Genomic DNA, 15,248 nt, shown 5'->3' with positions numbered 1-15,248 from the left:
CAGGTAAAGGCGTAATATTGCGTGTTTTCCTTAAAAAAAATCCTATTTTGCTCGTCATTAAAAGACATCCCTAGATTGTGGGCAAACAATGCCTATTGCAATGTACTGTTATGAGTACTGAGTCTGCCAACATGATTGGTTGAAAACACCTAGGGTAAGCACATTATTGGTTAATTCATAATGGGCTGTTTGGATACAACCCTGTGTGCCAAATGGCTCCAACTTTACTGCAAGAGACATTTGGCATGATGCAAAAGTATATTGATGCATATCCGCAGGGCCTAGGCCTGAGTGTTCAACAAAAACAACATCTATCAACACATGAGAACAGTACACCAGCGATGCATAGTGTATTGGTACCGATTGCGTCAGAATTAAACGTGTCAGTATTAAGTCAGCGAGCGAGAGCAATTGCCGAGCAACAGCTGGTATTACAGTTTGCATTTGTTCAAATCGAGGGGCAAGGCGAGATACATCAGATGCCTGTCGAATCTGTTTCGCCCTCTTGTGAGGTTGTAGACTGCGCTGCGGATTTATCGGCTGTTGAACATGCAAAGCTGATCCCGGTGTCTTTGAATGCAGCACAGGGGCTCAATATTCAATTGAGTCAGTTCGATGTTAATCAGCAATCCTACTTATTGGTACATGCCAATGCGCTGGTATTAGATATTGCCAGTGTTTACGAATATATTGATGCATTACTGCATGGTGTTGAATGTGATGGCGATGTTGTCCAATATCCTGATTTTTTAGCTTGGGTGCAAGATACAAACTCTGTGCCAGAGGCGGCTCAAGGGGCGGCTTATTGGCAGCAAGTGGGCAGCAAATTACAGCCGTTAGATAAACATTTTCACTTGCCTTACCGCAAAGCGCCAGAAGTCAGTGATAGGCAGGCTCAGCAAAGCCAGATAAGTATTTTGGACCAATCACTATTGCAGCGCATCGATAACCTTGCTGAGCAACTCGAGCTAGAAAGTGATGTCATATTGCAGGCGACGTGGTGGTTATTGCTCGCTAGGGTCAGCCAGAATAAGGGTTTTGTGGGTGCTCTTGGCTACGATGCCAGACAGATCAGCGAAGAGCTTGAAGGTGCGCTCGGAGCGTATCAATTACATTTACCACTGGCTATTGAAGTGAGCCCCACACAAACGCTCAGCGCTTGGTTGACTCACTTCGACTTTCAAAATGAACAGCATATTGAGTGGGCTGAGTCCTTTGCAGGTAATGGACAATATGGCATAAACACTGCGCCGAGCTGTCTAATGCAGGTATGGCATGGTGAGACGCAGGGCCAGCTACTGCGCTTAGATGATGGCAGTGAGCTGCATTTGATGTGTGTGCTGCAAGAAGATGAGGCGGTGTTAACACTGCGTTATGATAGCCAAGCTTACAGTGGTGATGCTGTTCAGACATTGCTCGCGCAATATAAGCAGCTACTAATGCAATTGGATAGCCAGCTTCACACGCCAGTTGGTGCACTGCAAATTGCCACTGAACAAGAACAGCAGCGCTACTTGGGAATCAATCGCCCTGCAACTGATGTGCCTTTGCTATTTGACAAAATCTCGCAGTTTGCGCAGCAAAATGATGTGTTGGCACTGACCGATGGGCAGCAAAGCCTTGATTACGCTGCATTAGATAACCGTTTGCTGCGCATTGCTCAGGTACTGAAAAATAAAGGCGTAGTCAGTAATGACATCGTCACAGTGGCTTTACCCCGCAGCTTTGAGCAAGTTTTGGTGATTTTAGCCATTCAACGTTTGGGTGCGGCATACTGTCCGGTTGATCCGGTCTGGCCCGAAGCACGCCAAGTACAGATCATCTCTGCGGCGGGCGCCTCGTGCCATATTAGCGAGCAAAGCAATGACCATGCTTTAGGTTTAGCGGCGCTACTCAGTGAAGCTGAACAACTTACTACCGTGGACACCATTGCTTTACCTAATGCCCAGCAAGCAGCCTATGTGTTGTTTACTTCAGGCTCTACGGGCACCCCCAAAGGCGTGGTGATTGAGCATGGCCAATTGGCCCATTATTGCTTTGGCTCCAGTGAGGCACTTAATTTGGGGGCTGAGCGTTATGGCTTGACTTCAACCGTAGCGGCGGACATTGGTAACACCTGTTTGTTTAACGCTTTTTATAATGGGGGCAGCCTCATCGTTGCGCCTGAGCAAGCGGTCAGAGAAGGACAGGCCTTTGCGCAATTTGTCACGGCGCATCAGATTGAAGTGGTGAAAATTGTGCCTTCACATTTGCAAGCGTTATTGGAAGCTGAGCCCAAAGCACTGCCGCAAAAATTAGTTTTGGGTGGAGAGGCGAGTGCGCCGACTTTACTACAAAAAATTCATCAACTGAGTCCAAGCACAGAAATTTATAATCACTATGGCCCAACGGAGGCGACCGTCGGTGTGTTGTCTCACCAATATCGTGACTTAACCAGCTTTGCTGGCACTGTCGCCAAGTTGAGCAAGGCGTTTTCCGGTACCTCGATTTACATTCTGAACGAGCAAGGCGCGCTTTGTGCCATGGGTGAGCAAGGTGAGTTACATATTGCGGGCACACAGTTGGCCCGTGGTTATCTTGGTAAAGGGGAGCACGAAGGCTTTATTACTGACAGTTCGTGGGCACCGCGTCTTTATCCTACAGGTGACGTTGCCAGATATATGCCGGATGGCAGCATAAGCTTATCTGGCCGTAAGGATGATCAGGTGCAAATTCGCGGTTTCCGTGTTGAGCCCAATGACGTTGCCGCTGCTGTGAGCCGCTGCCTTACTTCGGTAGGCTGTTATGTCACTGCCCATAAAGTGGCTGGTCAAACCGCGTTAGTGGCTTATCTGACAGGATTCAGCTATCAAGGCGAGGCAGCCTTAGGCTTATTGACTGGTGATGTGAACCAATACCTTCAAACCAGTTTGCGTGAACAGTTACCTGAAGCCATGGTGCCACAGTTTTTTGTGGCGCTTGAACAGTTGCCACTGCTGGCGAATGGCAAGGTTGATCGCAGTCAGCTGCCAGACGTTGCAAAATTACAAACTCGCCACTACGTTGCGCCCAACTCGCAATTAGAAACATGGTTAGCGGATGCGCTGGCAAACATTCTTGAAGTGGACAAAGTCAGTTGTGATGCAAGTTTCTTTGACCTTGGCGGTCATTCTCTGGCGGCCATTAAACTGGTGACGCGCATCAAGCAGCAGCTGCTGATGGATGTTGAGCCGACCTTGGTGTTTGATAATGCCACCATAGTGAAATTTGCAGCGGCTTTAGGCGCACAGCATAGCAATCCGCAAAAATTAGAAAAAATCGCCATGACGCAATTAAAACTGGCAACACTATCGCCCGAGCAGCGCAAAGCGCTGCGGCAAAAACTCGGCTTGGGCAGCTAGTACGCGTAATCCATTCAACTTTGTATATGGGAGTCGATGACTCCCTTTTCCTTTTTTCGAGATACACATGAACAACGACGATATTCTTGATGTGCTTGCAGATGAACTGGACCTTGAATTACTTGGTGAGCTGTTTGCTGAGCAACCAGAGATTGATAACCAGATCCCAAAACACCCAGACACGTTTGGCAACTTATCTTTTCAACAGCAAAGGTTGTGGTTACAACAGCAATTAACCCCGGAGTCGATTTCATACAATGTCCCCCGTGCCTTTTACATTGAGACGGCTTTGGACATCGACAAACTACAAGCAGCGCTGAACGCTTTGGTAAATACCCATCAGGCGCTGGCAACGCGCTTTAGCAATGACAATACACCAAGACAGTATTTGGTTGAAGATGCACAGGTGCCGTTGTCGATATTGACGTTAGATACATCGTTGCAGGTGTGCACAGCGGCTGATGTGTTGGGCTCGAATATAGTAACGGATTGGTTTGCTCAGCCGTTTGACTTGAGTTGTGCGCCATTAATGCGCGCCGCTTGGATAGCGTACGGCAAAGGCGGGATTTTATTGTTAGATAACCATCATATTGCCAGTGATGGATGGTCATTGAATTTAATTTTACGAGATTTAGTGCGGGCCTATTTTGGTGAGCCACTATCACCAACTGGGTTGCGATATTTAGATTATGCCCAGTGGCAGCGCAATGCCCTTGAGTCTGAAATGGGACAGCAAGCGTGTTCATATTGGCAAGACTATGTGAATTTTGAGCCTCAACATCTTGCACTACCAAAAGCTGAGCAAGCGAGCGATGAGCGCTATGCTGTGGTGGCAAAAGCGCCATTATCTGCCGAGCAAACCCGTGCACTAAGACAGCTTTCTCAGCAACATAACCTGACAGTTTCATCGTTAACCATGGCGCTGTATCAGATAGTGTTGTCGCGCTTTAGCGACGCACAGCAGTTTTTATTGGGTGTGCCTACAGCTGCCAGAAATCATCCAGATATTAGCGAAATTGTTGGCTTTTTTGTTAATACGCAGCTGTATAAAAGTGAGGCGCTGCCCGAGCGTACCTTGGTGGAGGTTGCTCGAGCTGTACAACAGCATACTCTGACTGTGATTGAGCATCAGCTTATCCCATACGAATGGCTGGCTAGAGAGCTTGGCTGGCAGCAAACGGGTGAGCAAAGTCACTTCCAAGCCATGTACAACTTTTCAGAGTACAAGCCCAGCAGTGATGGCCCAATGCCACTGCCACTGCCACTGACGCCCATTGTGGTTGATAAGTTTGAAGCCAAGTTCCCGCTCTCATTAGAAGTCATTGAGCAAGCCGATAGCTTATTGATCCAATTTGAAGGCGATCCAAAATACTATGATATGCAAGTGCTGGAGCGCTTGTTGGCATCCTTTATTGCATTTACCTCCAAGCTGATCAGTTTGCCAGATGCCGCGCTTGGGAATGTGGCCGTAGAATCGGTGCCATTAAAAGCTGCACCAGTTGCGCCAGCCGCAGATTACATGTCTTTGTTAGTGCAGAACTTTGCCACACATCAAAACCACATTGCAGTATCTGATTTGCAAGGCACTTCATTGACATATGCCCAGCTTGATACACGCAGTGCGCAATTGGCTAATTATCTGTTGGCTGAGGGCTTGCAAAGCGAGCAAAAAGTCGCGCTGATGTATGAACGAGATGTGGATATGCTGGTGGCCATGTTGGCTGTATTACGTGCTGGTGGCGCTTATGTCCCTGTAGACCCCAAGTTACCGCAATCACGTATTGACTATATCCTCTTGCACAGTGGTACGCAGTTGGTGCTGCACAACCTCGCAATACCCTTGGAAACAGAGGTTGATCAGCGCAATACAGCGACTTTATCTTTGCAAGGTTATGCTGATAAAGCCCCGGCTATCACTATTCACCCCGCGCAATTGGCGTATGTGATTTATACCTCGGGGTCGACCGGTACACCAAAAGGGGTGGCTATTAGCCATCAAAACCTCAGCAACTTTTTAGCGGCAATGCAGGAGAAGTTTGCTTTACAGCGCAAAGACACTGTGTTGGCACTGACGTCTTTGTCGTTTGATATTTCAGGTCTTGAATTACATTTGCCGTTGTATGTCGGTGCGAAGGTATTAATTGCTCAACAGCAAAACCAGCTTAGCACCGCTATTTTGGCGGATGTATCTGTGATTCAAGCAACTCCGGCTGGGTGGCGTGCACTGCTTGCACAGAACTTAATCGAAAAACCAGTGCTAGGCCTATGTGGTGGTGAAGCACTTCCCGCGGAACTGGCAGCCGATTTACTCGAAAAACAAGTCACTCTGTGGAACATGTATGGACCGACGGAAACCACGATTTGGTCTTCTTGCCAGCAGGTTGAGGGTCCTCATATTCACCTTGGCCAAACGGTACGTGCTAATCAATTTTATGTGTTAGATGGCGCTTTGAATCAAGTGCCAGATGGTGTAGCAGGTGAGTTGTACATTGCGGGTGACGGCCTTGCTCGTGGTTATTTAAACCGCCCTGAACTCAGTGCTGAGCGTTTTATTGCTAATCCATTTTGCCATGCTGGCAGTCGTATATATCGCACTGGGGACTTAGTAAAATACAACTGCGCAGGCCAATTGGAATATTTAGGACGCACCGATCATCAGGTGAAAATTCGTGGTTTTAGAATTGAGTTAGGGGAGATTGAAGCGCACCTTTACCAACAGTCAGCTGTGGCGGAAGCCGTGGTGGTAGCAGAAGAGTTACCAACAGGGACGCGTTTGGTGGCCTATGTGGCAGGGAATGGACTTGAAAGCAATACACTACAAGCACAGTTAGCAGAGCAGTTGCCACACTACATGGTGCCAAGTGTCATCATGGTCTTGGATAAATTACCACTTAATAACTCAGGCAAAATTGATAGGCATGCTTTGCCAAAAGCACAAGATGGCCAAATTGCAGGCTATGTTGAGCCTGAGAATGAGCAAGAGCAGCAATTGGTCGACATTTGGCAAACAGTCCTCAAGACGTCGCCGATTGGCCGTGAGGATGACTTTTTCACTTTAGGTGGTGACTCAATTAGCGCACTGCAATTGGCCAGCCGCATCAGTGAGACCCTAGAGTGCAACTGTGCAGTAAAAGATGTGTTTGATGCGCCAAATGTGGCTGCTTTAGCCGCGTTGTTAAACAAAGCAGACAATACTCAGCTACCTCAACTGGTCAAAGTTGCTACCCAGCCTAGTTATGAATTAGCACCAGCGCAGTTGAGCTTGTGGCTATCTGATCAACTAGTAAAAGAGCAAGACAAACACGCGTTTAATATCTCGGGTGCTGTCACACTGCGTGGTGCATTAGATATTAACCTACTACAGCAAGCCTTTGACCTAGTGATAGCGCGCCATGCCTCTTTGCGCATGCGCTTTGTTGAGCATTTGGGTGAAGCCAGTATACAAGTCTGTGATCACCTTGATTTTAAACTGACTGTGACGGTACTGACGCATTTAAATGAAGGCGAGCGCACGGCGCAAAGCCAGCAATTGCAGCGCGAATTTGAAAATCAGCCGTTTGATTTAACTGAGGCGCCGCTGTTGCGCGCCATGCTTACTCAGCTCGATGAGAGAGAGTATCAACTGTCGGTCAGCACCCATCATATTATCTCCGATGGTTGGTCGATGAGCGTATTAATTGGTGACTTGGCAACGGCATATCAGGCACTGGCTAGCCAGCAGCCACCAAGTTGGTCGCCATTACAGTTCGATTATGTGGATTATGCCAACTGGCAGCAAACGCTGCTCAGCGGTGAATCAGGGGAGGCGCTTAGAGCCTATTGGCGTGACCATTTAGCAGCGGCACCTGAAAATAGTGCATTGCCAAACCACTACCCGCGCCCTGCGCAGTTAAGTAATGAAGGGGGTTTGGTGGTTGGCGCATTTGATGCAGATCAAACTAAGCGCTTAAAAGCGTTTGCCAATGAGCAGCGAATATCACTGAATGCCTTGCTGTTATCCGGTTATTTCTTGTTCTTACATGCCATAAACGATCAGCCAGATGTGGTGGTTGGCAGTGACTTTGCTGGGCGTGATAACCCGGCGCTTGAGGCCTTGATTGGTTTTTTTGTACGAGTATTACCACAGCGCAGTCAGCTTGATGAAAATGCTTTAATTATTGATTTTATTAAACAAACTCAAGAGTTGTCGCTGCAGGTGATGGCCCATCAAGCACTTGGTTTGGAGTCATTGACCGAGTTATTGGATACCCCTAGGGTGAACAATATTCAACCACTCGTACAGCAGTTATTTGTCATGCAAAACACGCCACAACAGCAGTGGATGATGGATGAAATTAGCCTTGAACCTGCCGACAGTCTCAGTGCGATTAGCAGTAAATTTGACAGTGCGCTTTTCGTCATTGAGGCGGATGAGTTGCAATGCCAGTGGGTGTTTAGAAAACAACTTTACAACCCAGAGAGTATGCAGCAATGGTTGGGGCGTTGGCAGCAATGCGTATTGCAACTCATGGAGATGAGCGAACAGCCTGTTCGCAATGTAATTTCGCCAATGATTCAGGAATTTAAAACTATGCAAAAAGCCGCCCGCGGAAATTCATTTTCAGGATTAAAGAAAGGTCTTAAAAAACGTGCAAAGGCACCTGCTGCGCCGATAAAAACGTATTTTTTACCAGACACTGAGCAGTTTCCCATTCTCGTAGAGCCGACGTCCCCTGACCTTGACCCAATCAACTGGGCAAGTAATAACCGTGATGTAATCGACAGTTATTTAAAGCAGTACGGCGGCATTATTTTTAGAAACTTCGCGCTGCAATCACCGCAAGAGTTTGAGTCATTTGCCGATGCGATTCAGCCGGGGCTATATGGCCAATATGGCGACTTGCCGAAAAAAGAAGGTGGTAAGAAAACATATAAGTCGACGCCTTACCCAGAGCGCCAAATGATTTTGTATCACAATGAGAGCTCTCACTTAGATAAGTGGCCGCGCAAGCAATGGTTCTTCTGTGAGTTGCCATCCGTGGTTGGCGGAGCGACGCCGATTGTGGATTGCCGTCGTATGCTCAAAGAGTTACCGCAAGAGCTGGTGGAAAAAATTAAAGAAAAAGAACTACTTTATGTTCGTAACTTTATTCCGAATCTTGATGTCGCTTGGCAGGATTTTTACAAAACTGACGACAAAGCGGAAGTTGAAGCACGACTGACCGCCAGCAATACCGAATTCCGTTGGCTAGATAATGGTGGCTTGCAAACTCGCACTAAAACCCATGGTGTGATTAAACACCACCTCACGGGCGAAGACTCTTTCTTTAACCAGGTACAGTTACACCATGAATCTTGCTTAGAAGAAAGCGTGCGCAAGGACCTGATAGAGATGGTTGGCCACGAATATTTACCGCGCAATGTGTTCTTTGGAGATGGCTCACCTATCAGCTATGAAGAAATGACTCTTATTGGCGAAGCCTATGAGCGCTGTGCGGTTCGCTTCGCTTGGCAAAAAGGCGACGTGGTGATGCTCGATAACATGTTAGCAGCCCATGCTCGTGACCCTTATGAAGAGCCGAGAAAAATCGTTGTTGCTATGGGTGATATGGTATCTCAACAACAATTAGCTGAAGCGAATACAGCACAAGCAGAGCAGGAGTGTTTAGCATGATCACAGAGTACATCGAAGAATATCAACAAGGTGTCGTACTGACTGCAAACCAGCAGAGCTTTGTGGCAGAGGGCGAAAACACGTCAACATTGGTGCAGTTATTAGTGCCTTGCTCAGCGAGTTTGCAAGAGATCCAGCGTTGCGGCGACGAACTAGTGCAATCTCATCTTAGTTTGGCTTCAAACTATCAGCAGGTCGAAGGTTTTAAAGGACTGCGTGCCGTACCAAGCCGTGACGCCAGAATAAAGGTGGATAGTGCTGAGTGGACAAAGGCCGATGCACCGAGTTTGGCTCAACTGGCGATGATCTCTCCAGTTGAAATTGCGCCTAATGCAGGCTGCAATCTTCATCTGACTCGCATCCATACCCCAGAGCAGAGCTATTTGGCGCTGCGTGGTTTTGCTGGTGCTTTGGATTTACCATCATTGGAAATCATTGCCACCATCATTAGTGGTCAGCCAGATGATGAAGAGGCATTGCAATTTCCTGATTTTGTCGCCTGGCAGCAAGAGATGTTGCATGATGAAGATGGTTTAGCGGGCCAAGTATACTGGCAAAATTATTTAACGGGTGATATCCCGACACCATTGCAACTGCCCTATAATATGGGCACGGTCAGTGAAGGTGAACGCAGCCATACGCAAATTCACTATGATATTGATGCTGCACTGTGGCAGGGTGTCTCGCAGTTTGCCGGTACATTAGATACTTCAGCGCAGAACATTGCACAATATGCATGGTGGTGGTTGATGGCGCGCTTAGCAACAACACCACGCTTTTTGACTACACTGCATTATGATCCACGTCTTGAAGACGAGGCATTTGAAGGAGCTTTGGGCCGATATGCGAAAAGCTTACCGCTCATTGTGGAATATCAGCCAGAACAGAGCTTGCACAGCTGGTTAGGAGCGTTAAACGAGCAGTGTGAAAATCATCGTCAGGTGGCGCAAAGCATTTCTTTGGCACAGCTCAATACCACAATCAATGCAACAGACGCAGTAATTCCACTGCGCAGCGCGCAGCCTGATTGGCAGGCGAATCAGCACCAAGCACTAAACTTGGCCGTTTCTCAACAAGGCGCTTTGACATTAAATTACTGCCAAAACAGTTTTTCTGCTGCTGCGGTGAGTAGTTTGCTTGGGCAGCTGGCTCAGGTGTTGCGTGTTATTCAATCAGCAGAGGTTCATACCCAATCTTCTGATATCAGCATTTTAAGTGACGTACATAAATCACAGCTATTGGCCATCAATGGTGCTCAATTAGCAACACCTGCCGAAACGGTGGTCAAGCGTGTTGCGGGCTTTGCCAATACCAACGCTGACACTGTGGCACTTACTGATGTAAACAGCACACTCACTTATGGCCAGCTATGGCAACAAGTTGAACTCACTGCAAAGGGGCTTATGGCCAGACAGCCTGATTCAACGCAGCCGGTATTATTATTTTTACCAAGAAGTACTGACCTAATCGTGGCGATGCTCGCCAGTATGCGTGCAGGCTTTGGCTTTGTGCCATTAGATCCAGGCTGGCCGCAGGCGCGTGTCGATAAGGTCGTCGCCCAGTTTGATAATGCCACCATGATAGCGCAATCAACGCAATTTGGTGTGACATTGGCGACATTGCAGGTAGAGAGTAATGCAGAGTTACCACCACTGGCGTCACTGGAAACCAGTCTGGCCTACAGTATTTTCACCTCTGGCTCGACGGGCACACCAAAGGGCGTACGTATCGGCCAGCAACAGCTGAGTGCGTATTGTGCGGCTTCGTGTGACGCTCTCGATTTGTCTGAGCAAAATAATTTTGCGCTGACAGCGACTGTGGCGGCAGACTTGGGTTATACCTGCTTATTTAATGCCTTATATCTCGGTAAGCGACTATACATTGCCAGTGAAAAGCAAAGTATGGACAGCACTGCGTTTGAGGCGTTTTTATCAGAGTATCAGATTGACTGTATTAAAATTGTGCCTTCTCATCTACAGGCTCTGTGCGACTTAAAAGCGCTGCCTTATTTCCCGCAAAAAATTATACTTGGTGGTGAAGCGTGTCCAAACACCTTCTTGCGTTCACTACAGCAGTGGGCGCCGCACAGTGAAATTTATAATCACTATGGGCCAAGTGAAGCTACCATTGGGGTGATGTGTCATCGCTATGTGGCAGGTGATGGTGGTGTGGCTAAGCTCAGTAAGGTCTTTGCTGGCACGAATACGTATGTGCTCAATCAAGTGGGACAGCTATGTAGTTATGGTGAAGTGGGCGAGCTATTTATTGCGGGAGCGCAATTGAGTGAAGGGTATTTGGGTCAGCCAGAGCACCCAGCTTTTACGGTACACAGTGAATTTCATCAACGCGTTTACGCTACAGGCGATCTCGCTCGTTACATGCCTGACAACGCGGTGATGATTCTAGGGCGTAAAGATGACCAAGTAAAAGTACGTGGTTTTAGGATTGAGCTGGGTGAAGTTGCGGCGTGTATTGAGCAATTAGAGGGCATTGACCATGCGCTTGTGGTTGCTGATAAAGTGGATGGACAGGTGAGCTTAAATGCCTACCTCATTGCTAATCATTATGCGGATGGGGCACTGGATAGTGAAGCGACGCAAGCGCTGCAAAATGCGTTGTCGCGGGATTTGCCAGACGCGATGATCCCATCGGCATTTATGGTGGTGGCACAGTGGCCACGGTTGGGTAACGGCAAAGTTGATCGCAAGGCTCTGCCTTCATTCTCGAGTCAGACATTGGCCTATGAAGCGCCGCAAGGGGAGTTGGAAGAAAAACTCGCAGCAGTCTTTGCACAAGTACTGGAGCTGGATAAAGTCAGCCGCAGCGCCTCGTTTTTCCAATTAGGTGGACACTCTATTGCGGCGATCAAACTGGTTAAGCGCTGGGCGGATAGAGAGGCCTCGGAGCTGCACTTTGATTTAGGGACTTTATTCCAAGCACCGAGCGTTGCTAAATTGGCGGACGTACTCAGCACAGAGGCAGCTGAGCAGATCATACCATTGAATAGCCATAAAGCGGGTAATCGTCAGGTTATTTGCTGCCATGATGGCTTGGGATTGACCCTGAGTTATCGCGCTCTGTCAGAGCAGTTGAATGAGCAGGTCAACTTATTTGCCCTTGAGCCAAATAATGCTGATCTTGCAGTGGATGACTTTGATGCGTTGGCTCAAAGTTACGCGGACAAAATCATCGCGCAATTTGCTGGGCAGCATATCGAGTTGTTGGGCTGGTCTATGGGCGGCTTACTAGCAGCAAAAGTGGCAACCTTGTTGGATGCAGCTGGACAGCATGTCACGCAATTGTACTTGGCTGATTCGTGGATCCCAACCGCACAAACACGCAACCTCTCTCAGTTAGATGCGGTCAGCGAATTTTTAACGCTGGTGGTTGATAACGGCGGTGAGACATGGACAAAGCGCATAGACAGTTATTTTGCGCCGCTACTTGCTGATAACGAGCTGGACAGTGGTACGTTAAGCACGCATTTGCAGGCATTTTGGCAATCTGTTGTTGACGAGTTGCCGCTGCCTTACAATGCGATCTCCGCACAGCAATTGGCGGATACCTTTACCAAGAGTGAGCGTTTAAAGGCATTGCGTGCTGTGAAGTGCACTTTACCAAAACTGCCAGAAACATTGCCAACTCATGTCTTGTGGTCTGCAGAGCGTTTGGCCAGTGACATTGATGGTTACAGTGCGCAATTGGCGAGCCATGGCGCGTCAATGGTGGTTGAACAGCTCGATGTTGGACACCAAGAAGTGGTGCGTCATCCGCAGTTATTTAATGCGGTTGCTACTCAAATTAGCTAACGCTATCCGTCGAAAAATAGGCTGGTTTATAGGGGCGTTTGGGTAACAAACGCCCCTTTTAATGCTTTTTGTCTTATTTTTCTAAATTTTTATCAACGCTTCTCGTCCTGCCTGATGGTGTGGTTTTGGCTGTCAAAAACCGAATTTAAGTGGACAGCCTGAAATAAACAGGAGGGAGTTTATGGATAAAAAAACGCTAACCCGGCTAACCAAACAGCATTCCGTTTTAGGGGCAATCAGCGCCTGTATTCTCACTATTATTTTTGTCTGTGGTAGCTTACTTTTTTTCCGAGGGCAATTGTTAAACTGGCAATTTGCATGGCATCAAGATCAACACGTTGAGCGTGATATGTCTTGGCAAAGCGCAGTCACTGATATGGTGGCAAAAATTCCCAGTTTTGCCGAGCAACGGATTACCTTAACAACCGACCCTCAGCACCATCACTTATTTCAAATTTACATTGGCCACGACGATCGTCTGCTCTATAACAATCAAACTCAACAGCTTTTTGGTCAAGACAGTGCGCAACAGCAAGCTGCGGCAGATTTTCTGTATTTTTGGCATATTAATTTTATGACGCATATTGGCACAGATATCATAGCGTTAGCCTGTATTTTCTTGATTATGGTAACCATTAGCGGCATTTGGATCCGCTGGCGTGATTTGGTAAAGAAGTTTCATCAATATCGCGCCAATGGGAAATCTCGCGATGTGTTTAAAGACAGCCATGTGTTATTAGGCCTGGGTGTGCTGCTGTTTATGTTGATGTACGGATGGAGCAGCGCCTTATTTAATGTCGGTTATGAGATAAATGCGCCGATATATCATAAATATGCTGATAAAAGCGGTGAAAACTATTGGGATGAATTGGGCTTTCCACGTAAACCGGACAATTATGATATGGATGCTAAACTGAGCGCAGAGCGTATCAATCAAGTGATCTCTGACTATCAACAGGCATATCCTGATATGCGGATTGCACGCTTTGATATTTACTCTGGTCCTTGGATCCGATTGCGTGTTAGCGGCGAATCAGATCGCAGTTTTGAGTTTGTCACTGCCTTTTATGATGTGCATGGCAACTTACTTTATGAACCATATCGATCACCTGTCAATGATGTCTATAACATCATGATTCAGTTGCATGAGGGACATTTACTCGGCAAGTCCTCACACTTGCTGTATTTCATTCTGTCTTTGATGGCGATTGCAGCCATGCTAATTGGTAATTTGTACTGGTTGGCCATTAGAGAGCCCAAACGTGCTGGACAAGGTTTATTTCGATTACAGCGCGCTTGCCTAGAAGCAGGGACCTGCGGTGCATTACTAGCAATTGCATTACTCTTGGTTTGTACTCGACTATTTAGCCAAGGCGAGCCGTTAACTGTGCTGGCAAATCAGTTGATTGTGATTGTCAGCTTGCTCGGCTGCGGTTTATTGACGTGTTACTTTAAGCAGGCAAAAGAGTCTGCCCATATGGTATTACAGATAGCCGGTGTGTTGTTTTTAATCTTACCTTGTATTGATGTGATACGCCTGCTGCTAGGGCACGAGATTTATAGCTTTGTTCATAAAGATTTACTCACCGCGAATATCGCATTTATTGCGCTGTCTGGTTTGAGCTTTGGATTAGCAACGATTGTGGTGCGAGTCACAGACAAAGTGAAAAAACGCACAATTGACTTGGAGCCTGCTAATGATCGCCTTGCTTAGTTTTTTACTGATAGGGTTGGTGCTGTTTGCGAATTCTAAGTATTGGCCTTATGGCAAAATAGCCGGAATTGTACAGATTTCTGACTATGTAGGGCCTTCGCGTATGTTAACAATGAGTGTCATTGCGCTGGGTGTTTTTTATTACGTTGAATTAGGTCTGTTCGCTGCACTATTTTTGGTGTTTTTTGCATTGAGCATTGGTTTGCCTTTAGTGGTAATGGCGGGCCATCACCGCGGTACAGCTCCAATACTGATATTACTCATTTTAGCTGCTTTTGGTGGAGTAATGTGATGCGAGTATTAAATGTTGCTGTTTTATTTGGACTATGTGTTGGCTGGCTACTGGTACGCGGCGGGATATGGTTGAGCCTAGATTTATTTGGTTTGGATTTTCATACCGTGATCACGGTCACTGAACTAATGAGCATTATCGTGATTGCAGGTGTGGCTTTTCACTTTTCAATGCAAGCTAATTACAGGGCTATCTGTCTGCTTACTGCCAAGTATTTAACGCCCATGGTTGGGCTGTTTATTTTATTATTTAGCATAAACTTAGTTCGCTAAATTCTGATAAATATCAGCAATATAAATATTGTCATAAATATTTAAAAACTGTAAATAATTGATATTTATGCACTTATTGTGTGAACGGTATTTTTGTTATAATAAATGACACAAACTCGCTAAATTTT

The 15,248-nt window shown here is 46.9% G+C and carries 6 protein-coding genes; all 6 read left to right on the top strand.

The genetic code is table 11. From position 1 onward, the window contains the following. The first annotated feature begins 212 nt into the window (after nucleotides 1-212). On the top strand, nucleotides 213-3,380 hold the full coding sequence (locus QNM18_RS24060; protein WP_284138647.1) for a non-ribosomal peptide synthetase: 3,168 nt from the start codon (nucleotides 213-215) through the stop codon (nucleotides 3,378-3,380). Nucleotides 3,381-3,447: 67 nt separating this feature from the next. Then, nucleotides 3,448-9,033 (top strand): non-ribosomal peptide synthetase, encoded by a 5,586-nt coding sequence (locus QNM18_RS24055; protein WP_284138646.1) that lies wholly within the window; start codon nucleotides 3,448-3,450, stop codon nucleotides 9,031-9,033. Beyond that, nucleotides 9,030-12,842, top strand: coding sequence for a non-ribosomal peptide synthetase (locus QNM18_RS24050; RefSeq protein WP_284138645.1), 3,813 nt, complete (start codon nucleotides 9,030-9,032; stop codon nucleotides 12,840-12,842). The genes QNM18_RS24055 and QNM18_RS24050 overlap by 4 nt, the downstream gene beginning before the upstream one ends. Nucleotides 12,843-13,023: 181 nt before the next feature. Beyond that, nucleotides 13,024-14,556 carry a PepSY-associated TM helix domain-containing protein gene (locus tag QNM18_RS24045; RefSeq protein WP_284138644.1) on the top strand — a complete coding sequence of 511 codons (1,533 nt, stop codon included), beginning with the start codon at nucleotides 13,024-13,026 and terminating at the stop codon, nucleotides 14,554-14,556. Beyond that, nucleotides 14,540-14,848, top strand: a complete 309-nt coding sequence (locus QNM18_RS24040; RefSeq protein ID WP_284138643.1) for a hypothetical protein — start codon at nucleotides 14,540-14,542, stop codon at nucleotides 14,846-14,848. Before QNM18_RS24045 ends, QNM18_RS24040 begins: the two co-directional genes overlap by 17 nt. Further along, nucleotides 14,848-15,120 carry a hypothetical protein gene (locus QNM18_RS24035; protein WP_284138642.1) on the top strand — a complete coding sequence of 91 codons (273 nt, stop codon included), beginning with the start codon at nucleotides 14,848-14,850 and terminating at the stop codon, nucleotides 15,118-15,120. Before QNM18_RS24040 ends, QNM18_RS24035 begins: the two co-directional genes overlap by 1 nt. The last annotated feature ends 128 nt before the right edge of the window (nucleotides 15,121-15,248 follow it).

It is taken from the genome of Pseudoalteromonas obscura (assembly GCF_030135505.1).
In the GTDB taxonomy this organism is placed as follows: domain Bacteria; phylum Pseudomonadota; class Gammaproteobacteria; order Enterobacterales; family Alteromonadaceae; genus Pseudoalteromonas; species Pseudoalteromonas obscura.
This window is presented reverse-complemented; position numbering and strand designations above follow the sequence as displayed.